11 protein-coding genes are annotated in these 18,609 nt (G+C 66.2%); 10 read left to right on the top strand and 1 reads right to left on the bottom strand.

Annotated elements, in window-relative coordinates; translation table 11 throughout:
• Positions 1–32 precede the first annotated feature (32 nt).
• From pdxR to HBA99_RS01020, 8 genes are all read left to right on the top strand, one after another.
• On the top strand, positions 33–1,466 hold the full coding sequence (pdxR, locus tag HBA99_RS01055; protein WP_081347640.1) for a MocR-like pyridoxine biosynthesis transcription factor PdxR: 1,434 nt from the start codon (positions 33–35) through the stop codon (positions 1,464–1,466).
• A gap of 76 nt (positions 1,467–1,542) precedes the next feature.
• Positions 1,543–2,367 (top strand): alpha/beta fold hydrolase, encoded by an 825-nt coding sequence (locus HBA99_RS01050; RefSeq protein WP_070951681.1) that lies wholly within the window; start codon positions 1,543–1,545, stop codon positions 2,365–2,367.
• A gap of 257 nt (positions 2,368–2,624) precedes the next feature.
• Complete coding sequence (locus HBA99_RS01045) at positions 2,625–3,041, top strand: GtrA family protein (protein ID WP_030096094.1); 417 nt, start codon at positions 2,625–2,627, stop codon at positions 3,039–3,041.
• Positions 3,042–3,102: 61 nt separating this feature from the next.
• Complete coding sequence (locus HBA99_RS01040; RefSeq protein ID WP_044104914.1) at positions 3,103–4,503, top strand: decaprenylphosphoryl-beta-D-ribose oxidase; 1,401 nt, start codon at positions 3,103–3,105, stop codon at positions 4,501–4,503.
• Between the two features lie 18 nt (positions 4,504–4,521).
• Positions 4,522–5,301 (top strand): decaprenylphospho-beta-D-erythro-pentofuranosid-2-ulose 2-reductase, encoded by a 780-nt coding sequence (locus tag HBA99_RS01035; protein WP_030096096.1) that lies wholly within the window; start codon positions 4,522–4,524, stop codon positions 5,299–5,301.
• A 7-nt stretch (positions 5,302–5,308) separates the two neighbouring features.
• Complete coding sequence (locus tag HBA99_RS01030; protein WP_070951682.1) at positions 5,309–7,198, top strand: galactan 5-O-arabinofuranosyltransferase; 1,890 nt, start codon at positions 5,309–5,311, stop codon at positions 7,196–7,198.
• Positions 7,199–7,217: 19 nt separating this feature from the next.
• Entirely contained in the window at positions 7,218–10,448 is a 3,231-nt protein-coding gene (locus tag HBA99_RS01025) for an arabinosyltransferase domain-containing protein (protein ID WP_030096098.1), read from the top strand.
• A 128-nt stretch (positions 10,449–10,576) separates the two neighbouring features.
• A complete protein-coding gene (locus HBA99_RS01020) occupies positions 10,577–10,738 on the top strand; it encodes a hypothetical protein (protein ID WP_044104916.1) in 162 nt (53 codons plus the stop codon).
• Between the two features lie 15 nt (positions 10,739–10,753).
• On the opposite strand, the gene HBA99_RS01015 is transcribed toward HBA99_RS01020, so the two are convergent.
• A complete protein-coding gene (locus HBA99_RS01015) occupies positions 10,754–11,911 on the bottom strand; it encodes an ATP-binding protein (protein ID WP_070951683.1) in 1,158 nt (385 codons plus the stop codon).
• A 192-nt stretch (positions 11,912–12,103) separates the two neighbouring features.
• On the opposite strand from HBA99_RS01015, the gene HBA99_RS01010 reads away from it, so the two are divergent.
• Both HBA99_RS01010 and HBA99_RS01005 read left to right on the top strand, forming a co-directional pair.
• Positions 12,104–15,394, top strand: coding sequence for an arabinosyltransferase domain-containing protein (locus tag HBA99_RS01010; RefSeq protein WP_070951684.1), 3,291 nt, complete (start codon positions 12,104–12,106; stop codon positions 15,392–15,394).
• On the top strand, positions 15,391–18,603 hold the full coding sequence (locus HBA99_RS01005; RefSeq protein WP_070951685.1) for an arabinosyltransferase domain-containing protein: 3,213 nt from the start codon (positions 15,391–15,393) through the stop codon (positions 18,601–18,603). Before HBA99_RS01010 ends, HBA99_RS01005 begins: the two co-directional genes overlap by 4 nt.
• The last annotated feature ends 6 nt before the right edge of the window (positions 18,604–18,609 follow it).

The raw sequence follows: 18,609 nt of genomic DNA, 5'->3' as shown, positions 1-18,609 counted from the left end.
AGAAAGGCCCATACTCATGGTTCAATCTGACTGTGAGTTCGTGGGCCAATTCGGGAATACCGGAACCGCGTCCCCTCAGCCACGATCTGCATCTGGACCTGCGTCACGCCATCACCCCCGGTGCCCGCGGCGTACGCGATGTGTTGATCACCGCGCTCCGCGAAGCAGTCCGGTCCGGGCGCCTGACGGTGGGTGCGATGCTGCCGCCCTCCCGCACCCTGGCAGTCGATCTCGGACTGGCGCGCAACACCGTCGCCGAGGCCTACGCGGAGCTTGTCGCCGAAGGCTGGCTCGAATCGCGGCAGGGCTCGGGAACCCGGGTGGTCAATCGGGTCCAGAACCAGTTGCCGCCGCGATCACGCGGAGCGGGCTCTCCGCCGCCCCATAACCTCATGCCTGGCTCCGGAGACGTCACCGCCTTCCCCCGCACCGACTGGGTCACCTCCGTGCGCCGGGCGCTGAGCAACGCGCCCCACGAGGCCCTGCGCGCGGGCGACCCACGCGGACGTCCCGAATTGCGCTCTGCCGTCGCCGAATACGTGGGCCGGGTGCGGGGCGTGCGAACCTCACCGGATTCGGTCGTCATCTGCGCGGGCACCCGTCATGCCGTGGAGATCCTCACCCGCATGTATGGACTGACCCAGCCGATCGCTCTGGAAGCTTACGGGCTCTTCATCTTTCGCGACTGCATCGAAGCCACGGGCGGCTCCAGCATCCCGATCGGATTCGACGAGGAGGGCGCCGTGGTCAGCGACCTTGACACCCTCGCCGTGCGCGCCGCCATGATCACCCCCGCCCACCATTTTCCGCACGGGCTGCCGCTGCACCCGGCTCGTCGCACCGCAGTGGTGGACTGGGCACGCCGCACCGACTCCTACGTCCTGGAAGACGACTACGACGGCGAGTTCCGGTACGACCGGCAGCCCGTCGGCGCGCTGCAAAGCCTCGACCCCGATCGCGTCGTCTACCTCGGCTCGGCGAGTAAGAGCCTGGCCCCGGTGCTGCGCCTGGGCTGGATGGTGCTGCCGCCGGACCTGGTGGACGCCGCGGTGGCGGCCGCCGGGGGCGGGCAGTGGTACGTCGACGCCATCTCGCAACTGACCATGGCGGACTTCATCGCGGGTGGCCACTACGACCGGCACATCCGGCGGATGCGCGGCCGGTACCGGCGTCGGCGCGACCAACTCGTCGCACGACTCTCCGAGTACGACGTCGGGGTCCGTGGACTCTCGGCCGGACTGCATCTGCTGCTGACGCTGCCCGACGGGGCAGAACCCGACGTGCTGTATCGAGCAGGAGAGGCGGGGGTGGCGCTGGCCGGGCTGTCGCGGCTGCGGCACCCCCAGGCCGGTCCGCATATCCCCGATCCAGACGGGGTGGTCGTCAGCTTCGGCACACCTGCCGATCACGGTTTCACACCCGCCGTCGACGCGCTCTGCGGTGTGCTGGCGGCCGCGGGCCTCTAGCGCGCAGGCATCCGAGTGGCACCGGCTGGCAGTGCCGTGCCTCGTCATGGCAGCAGGTCAACGCCATGGTTGAGGCATGCCCATCTTCGAGTCTTCCGCCGGCCCCATCCACTACCGCGATGACGGTGACGGTCCCGCGATCGTCTTCGTACACGGACTGTTCGTCACCAGCACCATGTGGCGCAAGGTCACCGAACCGCTAAGCCAACGGTTCCGATGCATCGCACCGGATCTCCCCTTGGGCGCGCACGCGACTCCGATGAACGCGAGCGCGAACCTCACCCCACGCTTGGTGGCGGGGCTGATCCGGGAACTGATCGGGTCCCTCGGCCTCGACAACGTCACCATCGTCGCGACCGATACCGGCGGCGCCATCACACAGCTGCTCCTCGCGGACGGCTGCGACCGGATCGGGCGGGTGGTGCTGACCCCCTGCGACTCGTTCGACAACTTCCTGCCGATGTCGATTCGCATCTTCCAGTACTGGGCACGCATTCCCGGTACCGATTTCGTGTTGCGCCCGTTCCGGCTCAAGATCGCGCAACGCGCTCTCGGTAACACCCTTGCCAAGCACTCCATCCCCGAGGATGTGCTCGGCGAGTGGGTCCGGCCCTTGCTACAGAACAAGGCCGTGCGGCGCGATGTGCGGGCGTTCCTGCGCGGTATCGACTACCACGACACGCTGGCCGCGGCCGAGACACTGCGCACCTTCGACAAGCCGGTGCTGCTGCTCTGGCCGCGCAAGCTGCCATTCTTCCCGTTCGCGCATGCGCAACGATGGGTGCAGCTACTGCCCGACGCACGACTCGTCGAGGTGCCGGACAGCTACACCTTCGTCAGTGAGGACCAGCCCGAGCTCATGGTGAAGGAGATCGAGGCGTTCGTCCCGCAACGAGTGTGAGTGCTTACTCGTCGTCTTTGGCGTGGTCGGGGACTCCCGGGTTGGGATCGCGCGACAGGTCGATCAGCGGATCAAGTCCTTCGCCTTCGGCCCGCTCGTGCCTTCCGTGCTCTGGAGTCGTCATGGTTGCCCCTCACGCATCGATGTTCCAGCAATCTTGTTAGAGAACCCTTTGGGACCCTACCCGCGCGCGGAAAGTCGTGCGCGGGGCCCGTTGATTGGCGCTGTGGCCAGGCACCTGGCATAGGCTCTGGCCCGTGTCAGGTGTCCCAGCCGAGCAGGCTCCGCTGTCGCTGACCACTCAAGCGACCCGTTTCGTCATCACCGGTGGGCTTTCGGCCGTCGTCGACTTCGGGCTCTACGTGCTGCTCTACAAGGTCGCCGGGGTGCAGCCCGACCTCGCCAAGGCCATCGGCTTCATCGCCGGCACCACCACGGCCTACCTGATCAACCGGCGTTGGACGTTCCAGGCGCCGCCCAGCACCGCCCGGCTGATCGCGGTGTGGGCGCTGTACCTGACGACCTTCTTCGTCCAGGTGGGCCTCAACCATCTGTTCCTGGGGCTGCTGAACTACACGCCCACCGCGGTGCTCGTGGCCTTTGTCATCGCTCAGGGCACCGCGACTGTCATCAACTTCATCGTCCAGCGCGCCGTGATTTTCCGGCTGCGCTGAGTCGTCCGCCGGTCGCTTCGCTCCTACCCTCCGATCGGCTCAAGTACGCTTTTTGACTGATATGTCTACAGACCTCCCGCTGACCCAGCGCGCACTGACCGGGTTCGGTCGCACCGCGCCCACCGTCGCGCACGTGCTCTCCACTCCCGATGTCGATGTGATCGCCGAGGCGGTACGCCAGGTCGCCGATGCCAGCGCCGCCAGCCCCGCGCACCTGCGTCGTGGCATCGTCGCGCGCGGCCTGGGCCGCTCCTACGGTGATCACGCGTGCAACGGTGGCGGAATCGTCGTCGACATGACTCCGCTGAACAGGGTGCACTCGATCAGCGCCGAGACCGCCATCGCGGATGTCGATGCGGGTGTGAGCCTGGATCAGTTGATGAAGGCCGCGCTGCCCTTCGGCCTGTGGGTGCCGGTGCTGCCCGGTACCCGCCAGGTCACCGTGGGCGGTGCCATCGGCTCGGACATCCACGGCAAGAACCATCACAGCGCCGGAAGCTTCGGAAACCACGTGGTGTCTCTGGACCTGCTGATGGCCGATGGCGAGGTGCGCACCATCACCCCCGACGGACCTGACAGCGAGCTGTTCTGGGCCACCGTCGGCGGAAACGGGTTGACGGGCATCGTTGTTCGCGCACGCATCGCCATGACGCGCACCGAAACCGCCTACTTCATCGCCGACGGCGTCGCCACCCGGGACCTGGACGAGACCATCGCGGTGCACCAGGACGGCAGCGAAGACCAGTACACCTATTCCAGTGCGTGGTTCGACCTGATCAATCCGGCACCGAAGCTGGGCCGGGCGGCCGTCAGCCGCGGCAGTCTCGCGAAGCTGGATCAGCTGCCCCCGAAGCTGGCCAAGGATCCGCTGAAATTCAGTGCGCCGCAACTGCCCGGCTTCCCCGACCTCTTCCCGGTCAACTTCATGATCAAGCCGTCACTCATGGCGATCGGCGAGGCGTTCTACCGGATGAGCGGCAACTACCAGGGCAAAATCGTCAATCTGACGCAGTTCTACCACATGCTCGACATCACCACCGGATGGCAATATGCCTACGGCCCAGCAGGTTTCGCGCAACATCAGTTCCTGGTTCCGCCCGATGCGCTCGATGAGTTCAAGGGCATCATCCGGTGGATCCAGACCCAGGGCCAGTACTCGGCACTCAACGTCTTCAAGCTGTTCGGCCCGGGAAACAAAGCGCCACTGAGCTTCCCCATGAAGGGCTGGAACGTCGCGATGGACTTCCCCAACAAGCCCGGCGTCAACGAGTTCCTCAACGAGCTCGACACCCGTGCCATGGAGTTCGGCGGCCGGGTCTACACCGCCAAGGATTCCCGGGTGAGTGCCGAGAAGTTCCACAAGATGTACCCGCGCGTCGACGAGTGGATCGCCACCCGGCGCAAGGCCGACCCCCACGGCGTGTTCGCCTCCGATATGGCCCGCCGCCTCGAGCTGCTCTAGAAAGGCTTCCGCCCCACAATGATTGACGCAACGGGTAACCCCCAGACCATCCTGCTACTCGGCGGCACCTCGGAGATCGGCCTGGCCATCGTCGAGCGCTACCTCAAGAACGCGCACGCGCGCGTCATCCTGGCCGACCTGCCCAACGCGCCCAAGCGCGCGGCCGCCATCGCACAGATCGAGGCTGCCGGAGCCAAGTCCGTCGAGTACCTGGACTTCGATGCCGTCGATACCGCGAGCCACCCCGCTCTGATCGAATCTGCCTGGGCACAGGGCGATGTGGATGTCGCCATCGTCGCCTTCGGCGTCCTCGGCGATGCCGAGGAACTCTGGCAGAACCAGGCCAAGGCGGTGCTGAGCGCACAGGTCAACTACACCGCCGCCGTCTCCGTCGGCGTGCTGATCGGCCAGAAGATGAAGGCACAGGGCTTCGGTCAGGTCATCGCGATGTCCTCGGTCGCCGGTGAGCGGGTGCGCCGCTCCAACTTCGTCTACGGCTCAACCAAGGCCGGGCTCGACGGGTTCTACCTCGGTCTCGGAGAAGCCCTGCGCGAGTTCGGTGTTCGCGTACTGGTGGTACGCCCGGGCCAAGTGCGTACCACCACGACGATCGAGCACTGGAAGGCCACCGGCGCCAAGGAGGCACCGTTCACCGTCGACAAGGAAGAGATCGCCGAGCTGGTGGTGGCGTCGGCCGCCGCGGGCAAGGAGCTGATCTGGGCGCCCGGTCAATGGCGCTTTGTGATGTCGGTACTGCGTCACGTTCCTCGCCCCATTTTCCGCAAGCTGCCTGTCTAGGCGCGAGATGACGGCCCAGACAGCAGAGGCGTCACGTCGGCACGTTTTAGACACCACCAAGGACCTGGCGCTTGCTGCCGTCACGGCCTCGGCGGTCAGTGTCGTCGCACTCCTCGCGATCGCCCGGGTGGAGTGGCCGGCCTTCGGATCGTCAAACCAGCTGCACGCCCTGACCACGGTCGGGCAGTTCGGCGCCATCGCCGGACTGATGCTTGCCGGGGCTCTCTGGCGCGGCGGACGCCAGGCCTTCGCGAAAATGCTTTCCCTGCTCTTCTTGTCGACGTTCACCGTCGTGACGCTGGGGATGCCACTGGGAGCCACCAAGCTGTACCTGTTCGGGGTCTCGGTGGACCAGCAGTTCCGCACCGAGTACCTGACACGGTTCACCGACTCGCCCGCGCTGCACGATATGACCTATCCGGACATGCCACCGTTCTATCCGGCAGGCTGGTTCTGGATCGGCGGGCGCCTGGCGGCGCTCACCGGCACCGCAGGCTGGGAGATGTACAAGCCGTGGGCCATCACCTCGCTGGCGATCGCGGTATGTGCGGCATTCGTTTTGTGGAACAAGATGATTCGCTTCGAGTACGCGCTCATCGTGACTACTGCGACGGCCGCCGTCACACTCGCGTACACGTCCGCCGAGCCGTACGGCGCCATCATCACGGTGCTGCTGGCGCCGGTACTTGTGCTCGGCTACAGCGGATTACGCGCACCCGCAGGCACCGGCTGGGCAGCGGTGGCCGGTGTCGGCGTATTCCTGGGGTTCGCGGCGCTGTTCTACACACTGCTCACCGCGTACGGCGCGTTGGCCATCACCGTGGCCGCCAAGGTAGTGGCGATCAGCCGCGTCCGGCGGGACGGTTGGTGGCCCGCCGTCAAGGAGCCCCTGCTGCGCTGGCTCGCCATCGCGGGCATCGCCATCGCGGTGGCGCTGGTGTTCTGGGGCCCCTACCTGATCGCGGTCTCCCGGGCCTCTCTGGAAAAGGCGGCATCGGCACAGCACTACTTGCCCAATGACGGTGCCGAACTGGCCTTCCCGATGCTGCAGCCCACCATGCTCGGCGGGCTGTGTCTGCTCGGAACGGTCTGGCTGGTGGTGCGGGCACGAACCTCGGCGCGGGCCGGTGCGCTGGCCATTGGCGTGGGGTCTGTCTATCTGTGGTCGCTGCTCTCGATGCTGGCCACCCTCGCCAAGACCACCCTGCTCTCCTTCCGGCTCGTGCCCACCGTCACCGTGCTGCTCGCCGCGGCGGGCGTGTTCGCCTTCATCGAAGTCGCCGCTTGGGCCGCGGTGCGCGCCAAATCCGCGACGATCGTGGCCGCCGCGATCGGCCTGGCCGGCGCGCTGGCTTTCAGCCAGGACATCCCCAATGTGCTCCGCAATGACATCGTCATCGCGTATGCCGATACCGACGGCACCGGACAACGCGCCGACCGCCGCCCGCCCGGCCCGGAAAGTCACTACGGCGCCATCGACAAGGCGATCACCGAGATCACCGGCAAGCCGCGCGATGAGGTCGTGGTGCTCACCGCCGACTACAGCTTCCTGGCGTTCTACCCCTACTACGGTTTCCAGGGGCTCACCCCGCACTACGCGAATCCGCTGGCCCAGTTCGACAAGCGCGCGGCCGCTATCAAGAGCTGGGAAGACCTGCACACCGCCGACGAAATGATCCGTGCACTGGACGCGCTGCCCTGGCGGGCACCGACCGTGCTGCTCATGCGCCAAACCGGTGACAACTACTCCCTGCGGCTCGCCAAGGACGTCTACCCCAACCAGCCGAACGTGAAGCGGTACACCGTCACACTGAATAAACAGCTATTCGCCGACCCGCGGTTCACCGTGCGCACCATAGGGCCCTTCGTCCTGGTTGTGCGGGTCCCCTCTAAGTAGCCAACTAACATCTTCCTCCGTGACGGTTCAGGGCAACGCGACGGAGAAGGTCGCCGGCAACGGCGACGGCGACTACCGCAGGGCCCGGCTGATCGCGATCGTCACCGGTTTTCTTGGCGCAGTGTTGGCCATTGCCACTCCGCTGCTGCCGGTCCGGCAGGACACCGCTGAGCTGAACTGGCCGCAGAACGGCACCCTCACCAGTGTTGACGCGCCCCTCATCGGGTACGTACCCACCGACCTCACGATCACAGTGCCCTGCGCGGCGGCCAAGGGGCTCGAGGGCCACAACACCGTGCTGCTCTCGACCGTGCCCAAGCAGGCGCCCAACGCGGTGGACCGCGGCATGCTGATCCAGCGCATCGGCGGCGACCTCGTGGTGATCGTGCGCAATGTGCCGGTGGTCTCTGCCCCCCTGTCCGAGGTCACCGGCCCCAACTGCCAACAACTCCAAGTCATCGCGCATTCGGACAAGGTGACCGGCCAGTTCGTCGGCCTGACGCAGGGTCCCAAGGACGCCAAACCCGGACAGCCCCGCGCCGGGGAGCGCGGCGGGTACGACTTCCGGCCCCAGATCGTCGGCGTGTTCACCGACCTGTCCGGACCCGCTCCGGCGGGCCTGCACCTCTCCGCCACCGTCGACACCCGCTACAGCAGCTCCCCCACCGTCATCAAGTTCATCGCGATGATCCTGGGCGTCCTGCTGACCGGCATCTCGCTGATCGCGCTGCACACTCTCGATACGGCCGACGGGCGCAAGCACAAGCGCTTCATGCCCGAGGGCTGGTGGAAGCCCAGACCCCTCGACGCGCTGGTCGGCGCGGTACTGGTGTGGTGGCACTTCGTGGGCGCCAACACCTCCGATGACGGCTACATCCTCACCATGGCCCGCGTCGCGGAGCACTCGGGCTACATGGCCAACTACTACCGCTGGTTCGGCACCCCCGAGTCGCCGTTCGGCTGGTACTACGACCTGCTGACCCTCTGGGCGCACATCAGCACCGCCAGCGTCTGGATGCGGCTGCCCACCCTGATCATGGGCGTGCTCTGTTGGGCCGTCATCAGCCGCGAGGTGATCCCGCGACTGGGCCACGCCGCGCGCACCAATCCGGTGGTGCCCTGGACGGCGGCCGCGATGTTCCTGGCGTTCTGGCTGCCGTTCAACAACGGCCTGCGACCCGAACCGATCATCGCCGTCGGCATCCTGTTGACGTGGTGCTCGGTCGAACGATCGATCGCCACCAACCGGCTCCTTCCCGCCGCGGTCGCATGCATCATCGGTGCGCTCACCCTGTTCTCCGGACCAACGGGTATCGCCTCCATCGGTGCGTTGTTGGTCGCGATAGGACCACTACGAACCATCGTGGGCAAGCGCGCCAAACGATTCGGCTATGCCGCGCTGCTGGCACCGATCCTGGCGGCCGGACTGGTCACGTTGATCGTCATCTTCCGGGATCAAACCCTGGTCGGTGAGATCCAGGCCAACGCGCTCAAGTCGGCCGTGGGACCGTCGTTGAACTGGTTCGACGAACACGTGCGCTACGAACGGCTGTTCCTGCCCACCACAGACGGCGCGATCTCCCGGCGATTCCCGGTGCTGGCCCTGCTCATCGCGCTCGGCGTGGCCGTGGCGATGACATTGCGCAAGAACAAGATCCCCGGCACCGCAAGCGGCCCCAGCCGGCGGATCATCGGCATCACGCTGATCTCGTTCATCGCGATCATGTTCACTCCCACCAAGTGGACACACCACTTCGGGGTGTTCGCGGGCCTGGCGGGATCACTGGGCGCGCTGGCCGCCGTGGCCGTGACCGCCGCAGCGATGCGCTCACCACGCAACCGCACGCTGTACGCCGCCATCGTGCTGTTCGTCCTCTCCCTCTCGTTCTCCAGCGTGAACGGGTGGTGGTACGTCTCCAACTTCGGCGTGCCGTGGTCGAATTCCTTCCCGCAATGGCACTTCGGCATCAGCACCGTCTTCTTCGGACTGTCGGTGCTCGCCATTCTGACAGCGGCATGGATGCATTTCACCGGCCGCGACCACCCCGGCCGCACACCCGTGCATCCGGTGCTGGCACGCATCGCCGAGTCTCCTCTGGCGGTCGGCACCTGGATCGTCGTCATCTGGTCGGTCTTCTCCCTGACCGCGGGCATGGTCAACCAGTACCCGGCCTGGTCGGTCGGACGTTCCAACCTCGACGCACTGCGCGGAAACGGCTGCGGGCTGGCCAACGACGTGCTGGTCGAGGAGGATCCGAACGCCGGGATGCTGCAACCGATCGACGCCCCGATCGGGCAGGCACTGGCCGCCGATACCAACATCATGTTCGACCCCAACGGGATTCCTTCGGATGTCTCGGCCGACGAGGAGAACAACCCCCAGGCCTCGGACAGCTTCGTCGCACGCGACAAGAGCGGTAACAACGTCAACGGCAGCCAGGAAGGCACCGAGGGCGGCACCACCGTCGTCGCGGGTGTCAATGGATCACGGGCACGCCTGCCCTTCGACCTCAGGCCCGAGACCACCCCCGTGATGGGCAGCTATCAGATCGGCAGTCAACGTCCCGCCCGGCTGCAGTCGGCGTGGTACCGGCTGCCCCCCAAGGACGCCACCAAGCCGCTGGTCGTGTTGGCGGCCGCGGGCCGGTTCGACCCGGTAGAGCTGCAGGCGCAGTTCGCCGGTGAGGACGGAAAGGTCATGGGCGCCATATCATTTGCCGACCTGGGCCCCTCCCCGGCTTGGCGAAACCTACGGATGTCTCGCGATGCCATCCCGACGAGCGCCACCCGAATCCGGCTGCTGGTCACCGATGACGACTTGGCACCGCAACATTGGATCGCGGTCACCCCGCCCCGTGTGCCGTCGTTGCGTTCACTGCAGGCCGTTGTGGGCGCCGATCCGGTGTTCCTGGATTGGCTTGTGGGACTTGCCTTCCCTTGCCAGCGGCCGTTCGACCACAAGAACGGGGTCATCGAGATCCCGAAGTGGCGCATCCTCCCCGACCGCTTCGGCGCGGAAGCCAACTCGCCGGTGATGGACTACCTCGGTGGCGGCCCACTGGGCATCACCGAGCTGCTGTTGAAGGCCACTCCGGTACCGACCTATCTGCAGAACGACTGGTTCCGCGACTGGGGTGCGTTGCAACGGTTTACGCCGTACTACCGGAATGCCACCGTGGCACAGCTGCAGCTCGGAACCGCTGTGCACAGCGGACTCTGGACACCCGCGCCGTTGCGTAAGAGTCGATAGCGCGCAGCATCAGCGCCGAAACCTGGCCGATTTCCGACAGAGACTGGCAACTTATCGGAAGCCAGTAGCAGGGCCCACCAACTTCAATGGGGTTGTCTCCAAAGAGATCCCCGAGGAAGGTTCCTGCGATGGTCCGGCAGTTCGCGATGGCCGTGTGTTTGACGACGTCCCTGGTGGCGGCCTCCCCTGCCGTAGCCGGCAGTGAGCCCTGCCCGTATCACCCGGTGAAGGTCGATCCCAAGTGCGAGCGCTCCGGAGTGGTCCGGGAGAAGTCGCCGCACAACGATTAATTCGCCGACGCTGCGTCAGCCCTCTTGAGCGCGAACAAAACCCGCGAAGCCAGGGATGGTGAACTCGAGAAGTCCGTGGCCCGCGACGGCGATCAAGCCCTTATCGATGAGTGCGGCGCGGGCGGCGCTGATCGCCCGCGAATCCCGGCCCATGGCGGCCGCGATATCGGCCCTGCTGGCCGAGCGATCATCGGACAACGCCTGCGCCATCGCCGACAGGAAGCGCCGCTGCACCGGTGTGGCGTTGTTCCAGCGCGCGCGAAACAGCGCATCCATATCGTCGGCGACCTGTCGGGCGGCGTGCTCCACGTCGGCGATCCGGATCTGACCCCCTGGATCCGGGTAACCCGCGCGCGCCCATGCGGCGTCGGCGTACAGCTGCAGGGTGTACGGATACCCGCTCGTCTGCGCGATAACGGCATCGAGCGCATCCGGCGCCCACCCGACTCCCGCTTCCCCGGCCGGTTTGACGAGCGCCACCCGAGACGCGTCGGCGCCAAGACGCTGCAGCGTGCGATAGGCGAATCGTTCACTGAATGTCGCCGCAGCACTGATGATCTCGGGCGTCTGCGGTAAACCCGCCGCGAACACCCCGGCGGGCAGGGCCGCGGCCTCGGCCTGCAGGTCCTGCCAGGTCACGGCCAGCGTACGAAGCCCGGCCCGGTCGGCGTCCTGGATCTCGTCGATCAGCAGCACCAGTCCGCGGTGTCCCTCCCCGCGGGCGGCCGTAACGGTCTCGACAATCAGTTCCTTGAACGACGACTCGGCCTGGCCGCCTTGCGCCGGTTTGACGGTGGCACCGATCTGGGCCACACCCGGTACGCCGGCCGTAAAGTTGACCTGATCGATGGCGCGAAGCAGGCGGCCGCGTGACTTCTTCTTCCACGCCGCCCCCCGCACGCGGATCTGCGTCGCGATGGCCGACGCGAGCGGCTCATCTCCTCCGGCGGTGACCCACACCGTCACCACGCCACGCGCCTCCGCATCGCGCTGCACCTCGCGCAATAGGGAAGTCTTTCCCACCCCACGTGGGCCGGTGTCGACGCGGATGCGCCCGATCAGCCGGCCGAGCTCGGTCATATACATCAGCCGCTCACCGATCTCGGCAAGCTGTTCCGTGCGCCCGACCACGTCGCGCGCCACCTGACCTGGTGTGTACGGGCTGGGCTGCATACGTGTTCCACCTGATACTTATCGATACTGAGCTGCCTTGTATCAACAAGTATCAGATGCGTCCGACAGCGTGGATACTTTTTGATACTTCTACCAAGGTATCAATACGTATCCAGCTGGTGAGGTCTCAATCCGGCCAACCGGGCGCGCTGCATTGAGGCGCCCGAAGCTTCGTCACATACCATCGCCCTCGTGCCTTCGCCGCTTTCAAAGTCCGCGACAGCAGGTACAGCCCAGCGGGCACGTCTGATTTCATTGGCTGCGGCCTCCATCGGTGTGCTGTTGTGTGTGCTCGTTCCCCTGCTGCCGGTCCGCCAGTCCACCGTCGACATCACCTGGCCTCAGGGAGTCACGGCCGACGGGAATATCACCAGCATCACGGCACCGCTGGTGTCGGGCGCACCGCTGTCCTTCGAGGCGCACATCCCCTGCGCTGCCATCGCGACCTTGCCCGCCAGCGGCGGTGTGGTGCTCTCGACCAGTCCCGACGGCGGGCTCGAGGCAAGCCGGCACGCGTTGTTCGTCCGCGCGACCTCCGACCTGGTGGTGGTCGCCTTCCGCGATAACGTCGCGACGGTCGCCCCACGCAAGGCGGTGGAATCCGGTGGTTGCACCTCGCTGGACATCTGGGCCAATGCCGGCGGTGTGGGTGCCAACTTCGCCGGACTCCCCGGCGCCAACGGAACCCTGCCCATCGAGAAAAAGCCTCAGGTGACCGGCCTGTTCACCGACCTGAAGGTGCCCGCGGCGGGCGGGCCGACAGCCCACGTGGTGGTCGACACCCGGTTCATCACCAGCCCAACCGCTTTGAAGCTCGCGGCCTTGATTCTCGGCCTTGCCGCGGTGGCCATCGCCATCGGAGCACTGGCCGTACTGGACCGCGGTGCACGTAGACCCACCCGGCGCTCGTTCAAGCTGCCTGACCGCGCGGCTCTGCTGACCAACGGCGTCGCCGATGTCGGAGTCGTTGGCACACTTCTTCTTTGGCATGTCATCGGCGCCATCACCTCCGACGACGGCAATGTCCTGGTCGAGGCGCGCGTGGCCCATCAGGCCGGATACGTCACCGAGTACTACCGCTACTTTGGCGCCACGGCCTCTCCATTCGATTGGTACGCAACCCTTTTGAGCTGGCTTACGCAAGTCAGCACGGTGGGCGTCTGGATGCGCGTGCCGGCCACTCTCGCGGGCATCGGCACCTGGTACATCCTGCGCAAGAAGATGCTGCCCCGCCTCGGTGAACAGCTCGCCGCGAGCCGCACCGCGGTATGGACCGCGGCACTGGTCTTCCTGGCTGCCTGGCTGCCCTTCAACAATGGCCTGCGGCCCGAACCGATCATCGTGTTCGGCACCGTGGTCACCTGGATCCTGGTGGAGCGCTCCATCGCGACCCGGCGCCTATCCCCCGCCGCTCTGGCTATCGTGACGGCGCTGCTCACCGCGACCGTCGCTCCGCAGGGCCTCATCGCGCTGGGACCGCTACTCGCCGGCGGACGGGCCATTGCCCGCGTGATCTCGGTACGGCGGGTCCGGTACGGACGATTCACCCCCGTCACCGTGCTGGCGGCATCGGTCGCAGGCGTGCTGGCCTTCACCTTCCGGGACCAGACACTGGCCACGGTCGCCGAATCCGCCCGCATCAAGTATGTGGTGGGCCCGACGATCGCCTGGTACCAGGAATTTCTGCGCTACTACTTCCTGACCGTCGAATCCAATGTCGACGGCTCGCTGACACGCCGCATCGCGGTGTTCACCCTGCTGCTCTGCCTCTTCGGCACACTCGCGGTGCTACTGCGCCGCGGGGTACTTCCGGGCCTGGCCAGCGGACCGGTGTGGCGACTCCTCGGGAGCACCGCGATCGGGCTGCTGTTACTCACCTTCACCCCCACCAAATGGGCGATCCAATTCGGCGTCTTCGCCGGGCTGGCCGGTGCACTCGGCGCGGTCGCGGCCTTCACGTTCGCCCGGGTCGGACTGCACTCACGACGCAACCTGGCGCTATACGTCACGGCCCTGCTGTTCATCCTGGCGTGGTCCACCTCCGGCATTAACGGCTGGTTCTACGTCGGCAATTACGGCGTGCCGTGGTTCGACAAGCAACCGGTCATCGCCGGACAACCGGTCACCACGATCTTCCTGGCGCTGTCGATCGTCACCGCCCTGCTGGCTGGTTGGTTGCACTTCCGCCTGGACTACGCCGGGCACACCGAGGTCGAGAACACCCGCAGGAACCGGCTTCTGGCCTCCACACCGCTGATGATCGTGGCGGCGATCATGGTGATACTCGAGGTCTCCTCCATGGCCAAGGGGGTTTACGCACGCAGCGATACCTACACCACCGGCAAGGCCAATCTGCTGGCCCTGGCCGGCAACCCGTGCGCGATGGCCAACGACGTCCTTGTCGAACCCGACGCCAATGAGGGCCTGCTGCAACCCGTTCCGGGCCAGCCGGCGGGCAAGTACGGCCCCCTCGGCGGCACCGATCCCATCGGCTTCACCCCCGATGCGGTGGAGACCGGTATGACCTCGCTGCCCGTCATCGGCAAGCCGGGCCTGGTGAACTCCGATGCCTCACCCAACGCGCCGATCATGGAGGTCAGCGATGCGGCCGGGACCACCGGCGGTATCGGGCCCGTCGGAATCAATGGCTCCAACGCACTGCTGCCATTCGGACTCGATCCCGCCCGCACTCCGGTGATGGGTAGCTACGGCGAGAATTCGATTGCCGCGCATCTGAAGTCCTCGTGGTACGAGCTTCCCCCGCCCAGCCCGGATCGCCCACTGGTGGTGATCTCGGCCGCCGGAGCGATCTGGTCGTTCCAGCAAGACGGCACCTTCAGTCCGGAGATCAACTACGGCCAGTCGCTCAAGCTGGAGTGGGGCATCCGCGACCAGAGCAGTCCCGGTGGCATCCGCGCGCTTCGCCAGGATTACCCGATCGACATTGGGCCGCAGCGGGTCTGGCGCAACCTGCGGTTCCCCACCAAGACCGCTCCTGCAGGGGCCAACGTGGTTCGGATAGTCGCCGACGACCCGAACCTGTCCAACGACCAGTGGTTGGCATTCACCCCACCCCGGGTACCCACCCTCAAGACCGCACAGGATCTGTTGGGCTCCGATACTCCGGTGCTACTGGATATGGCCGTGGCGCAGAACTTCCCATGCCAGCGACCGTTCAGCGAGCGCCTCGGGGTCGCCGAGCTGCCCAAGTTCCGGGTCATGCCCGAGCACAAGCAGGTCGCGACGTCGTCGAACATGTGGATGTCGGCCGAGGACGGCGGACCGTTCATGTTCACCACCGCGCTGCTGCGAACCTCCTCGGTTCCGGCCTATCTGCGTAATGACTGGTACCGCGACTGGGGCTCGATCGAGAAGTACGAGCCCGTCGTCGCCGCGGACCTGGCACCCAACGCACAACTCACTGAGGGCACCGTCGTCGTGAACGGCTGGACCCGCAACGGACCGATTCGAGCCCTGCCATGACACAGCATTCCGTGACAGACACTTCCCCTGAGGCCCGTAAACTGAACATCGCACGCTGGACGGCAACAGTTTTCGGTCTGCTCGGGTTCGTATTGAGCGTCTCCATCCCCCTGCTGCCGGTCAAGGTGTCCACCGCAACCCTCAACTGGCCGCAGCAGGGACAGCTGAACAACGTCACCGCGCCGCTGATCGCGCAGACGCCCATGGACATGACCGTGACCGTGCCGTGCGCGGTGATCAACTCGGCGCCCGCCGAGGGCGCGGTGATCCTGAGTACCGCGCCTCCCGAAGGCAAAGAGGCTGCGTTACAAGGCCTGTTCGTCAAGGTCTCCAAGGAACGCGTCGACATCACCGACCGCAACGTGGTCATCGCGACCGCTCCGCGCGCCAAGGTCGCCTCGCCCGAATGCCGGCAGATCGTCATCACCTCCTCGGACAAGGGCACGTACGCGACCTTCGAGGGGCTGCGCGGCGACGGTGCCGACAAGAGCACTGACCTCAAGTCGGGATTCCCCGATCCCAATCTGCGCCCGCAGATCGTCGGGGTCTTCACTCAGCTCACCGGCCCGGCTCCGGCAGGACTGAGCCTCACCGCCCATATCGACAACAGGTTCTCCTCCAGCCCAACGCTTCTCAAGCTGGCGGCGATGGTGGGCGCGATCGTCTCCACGATCATCGCGCTGCTGGCCCTGTGGCGAATCGACCAGACCGACGGTCATCGCATGCGGCGGGTCATCCCCACCCGATGGCGCCGTTTCGATCTCACCGATACCGTCATCATGAGCAGCCTGGTGCTCTGGTACGTGATCGGCGCGGGATCTTCGGACGACGGCTACCAGATGGGCATGGCGCGTACCGCCGAGCATGCCGGGTACATGGCCAACTACTTCCGCTGGTTCGGCAGCCCCGAGGACCCCTTCGGCTGGTACTACAACCTGCTGGCCATCATGACGAAGTTCAGCGATATCAGCCTATGGATCCGGCTGCCCGACCTCGTGGCCTCACTGGTCTGCTGGCTGCTGATCAGCCGGGAAGTGCTGCCCCGCTTGGGGCCCGCCGTCGCCCGCAGCAAGCCCGCGGCCTGGGCAGCCGGCTTTGTGCTGCTCGCATCGTGGTTCCCGTTCAACAACGGCCTGCGCCCCGAGGGCCAGATCGCCGTCGGATCGCTGATCACCTGGGTGCTCATCGAACGCGCCATCACCTCGCGCCGGCTGACCCCGGCCGCGCTGGCGATCGTCACCGCGGCCTTCACTCTGGGGATCCAGCCGACGGGTCTGATCGCCGTCGCCGCCCTGCTTGCCGGTGGCCGGCCGATTCTGCGGATCATCGTGACGAAGCATCGTCAGGTGGGCACCTGGCCGTTGGTGTCGCCCATGCTGGCCGCGGGAACGGTCATCCTGCCTGTGATCTTCTCCGACCAGACCCTGGCGACAGTCATCGAGGCCACCCGGATTCGCACCGCGATCGGTCCGTCCCAGGCGTGGTACACCGACAACCTGCGGTACTACTACATGTTCCTGCCGACCGTGGACGGCTCGGTGTCGCGACGCTTCGGGTTCCTGCTCATCGCCGCGTGCCTGTTCATCGCGATGTTCATCCTGTTGCGCCGCAAGAGGGTTCCCGGTGTCGCCCGGGGACCGGCCTGGCGCGTGCTGGGCGTCGTGTTCGGCACCATCTTCTTCCTGATGTTCGCGCCGACGAAGTGGGTACACCACTTCGGGCTCTTCGCCGCCCTGGGAGCCGCGGTAGCGGCGCTGGCCACGGTGCTGGTATCGCCACAGGTACTGCGCTGGAGCCGCAACAGGATGGCGGTCGTAGCGACCGTGCTGTTCGTGCTGGCACTGAGCTGGGCCAGCGCGGCCGGCTGGTGGTACGTATCGAGTTTCGGCGTGCCCTTCAACAGCAGCATGCCGAAGATCGCCGGAATAAGCGTCAGCACAATATTTTTCGCGCTGCTCGCGCTCGCTGTGGCCTACGCGGCATGGCTGCACTTCTCGCCCCGGCACGAGGACAACCGGGTGACCAGGTCCATCACCTCGGCCCCGGTGGCCTGGGCGGCCGGGTTCATGGTGCTGACGTCCATCTGCCAGCTGGCGATCGGTGTCGTTCGTCAGTACCCGTCGTACTCCAACGGCTGGGCCAACATCCGTGAGCTCGCCGGCGGGTGCGGGCTGGCCGACGACGTTCTGGTCGAATCCGACGCGAATGCCGGTCTGCTGCAGGCCATTGGCGCACCATCGGGCCCCCTGGGCCCGCTCGGCGGCGCGAATCCCTCCGGATTCACACCTGACGGAGTACCGGACAAGATCGTCGCCGAGTCGATCCGGATGAACGACTCGCGCCCGGGCACCGATTACGACTGGGACTCCAAGGACCGCAACAAGACTCCGGGAATCAATGGCTCCACCGTGCGCCTGCCCTACGGGCTGGATCCGGCGCGAGTGCCGATCGTGGGCACCTACCGGGTCGGCCCGCAACAGCAGGCGAAGGCGACCTCCGACTGGTATGAGCTACCGGCCCGTGACACCGCCCACCCGCTGGTGGTGGTGACAGCTGCCGGAACGATTGCGGCCAAGAACGTCAAGGGCACCATCGCCGGGCAGACATTGGAACTGGAGTACGGCACGGCCGGACCGGACGGCACCTTCGCACCCGCCGGACGGCTGACGCCCTATGACCTTGGCCCCGCCCCGTCTTGGCGCAACCTGCGCTTCGCACGTTCGGATATCCCGGATACCGCCACCGCCGTACGCATCGTGGCCGTTGACCTCTCGCTGAGTCCGGGCGATTGGCTGGCCTTCGCCCCCCCGCGGGTGCCTGAGCTGAAGTCGTTGCAGGAGTACGTGGGTAGCGAGCGGCCGGTGCTCATGGACTGGACCGTGGGGCTCGTCTTCCCCTGCCAGCAGCCGATGCTGCACCAGTACGGGATCACCGAGATCCCCGAGTTCCGCATCACCCCGGACTACGACCAGAAGCGCAAGGACACCGATACCTGGGAGGACGGCGAGAACGGCGGCCTGCTGGGGATCAGCGATCTGCTCCTGCGCGCGCATGTGATGCCGACCTACCTGTCTAAGGACTGGGGCAGAGATTGGGGCTCGCTGCGTAAGTTCGAGACCCTCGTCGACGCACAACCCGCCCAGATCGAGTACGGGTCCGAGGTACACAGCGGGCTGTGGAAGCCGAACAAGATCCGGATCAAGCCCTAATCCACC

Origin of the sequence: Mycobacteroides chelonae (genome assembly GCF_016767715.1) — a bacterium.
Classification (GTDB): Bacteria; Actinomycetota; Actinomycetes; order Mycobacteriales; family Mycobacteriaceae; genus Mycobacterium; species Mycobacterium gwanakae.
The sequence above is the reverse complement of the archived record's forward strand: the minus strand, read 5'-3'. Positions and strand labels throughout refer to the sequence as shown.

Bases quoted from the DNA above. Each gene is read 5' to 3' on its own strand.
- HBA99_RS01050 (WP_070951681.1), top strand. From the start codon at position 1,543: ATGCCCATCTTCGAGTCTTCCGCCGGCCCCATCCACTACCGCGATGAC.
- HBA99_RS01040 (WP_044104914.1), top strand. From the start codon at position 3,103: ATGTCTACAGACCTCCCGCTGACCCAGCGCGCACTGACCGGGTTCGGT.
- HBA99_RS01035 (WP_030096096.1), top strand. From the start codon at position 4,522: ATGATTGACGCAACGGGTAACCCCCAGACCATCCTGCTACTCGGCGGC.
- HBA99_RS01030 (WP_070951682.1), top strand. From the start codon at position 5,309: ATGACGGCCCAGACAGCAGAGGCGTCACGTCGGCACGTTTTAGACACC.
- HBA99_RS01020 (WP_044104916.1), top strand. From the start codon at position 10,577: ATGGTCCGGCAGTTCGCGATGGCCGTGTGTTTGACGACGTCCCTGGTG.
- HBA99_RS01015 (WP_070951683.1), bottom strand. From the start codon at position 11,911: ATGCAGCCCAGCCCGTACACACCAGGTCAGGTGGCGCGCGACGTGGTC.
- HBA99_RS01005 (WP_070951685.1), top strand. From the start codon at position 15,391: ATGACACAGCATTCCGTGACAGACACTTCCCCTGAGGCCCGTAAACTG.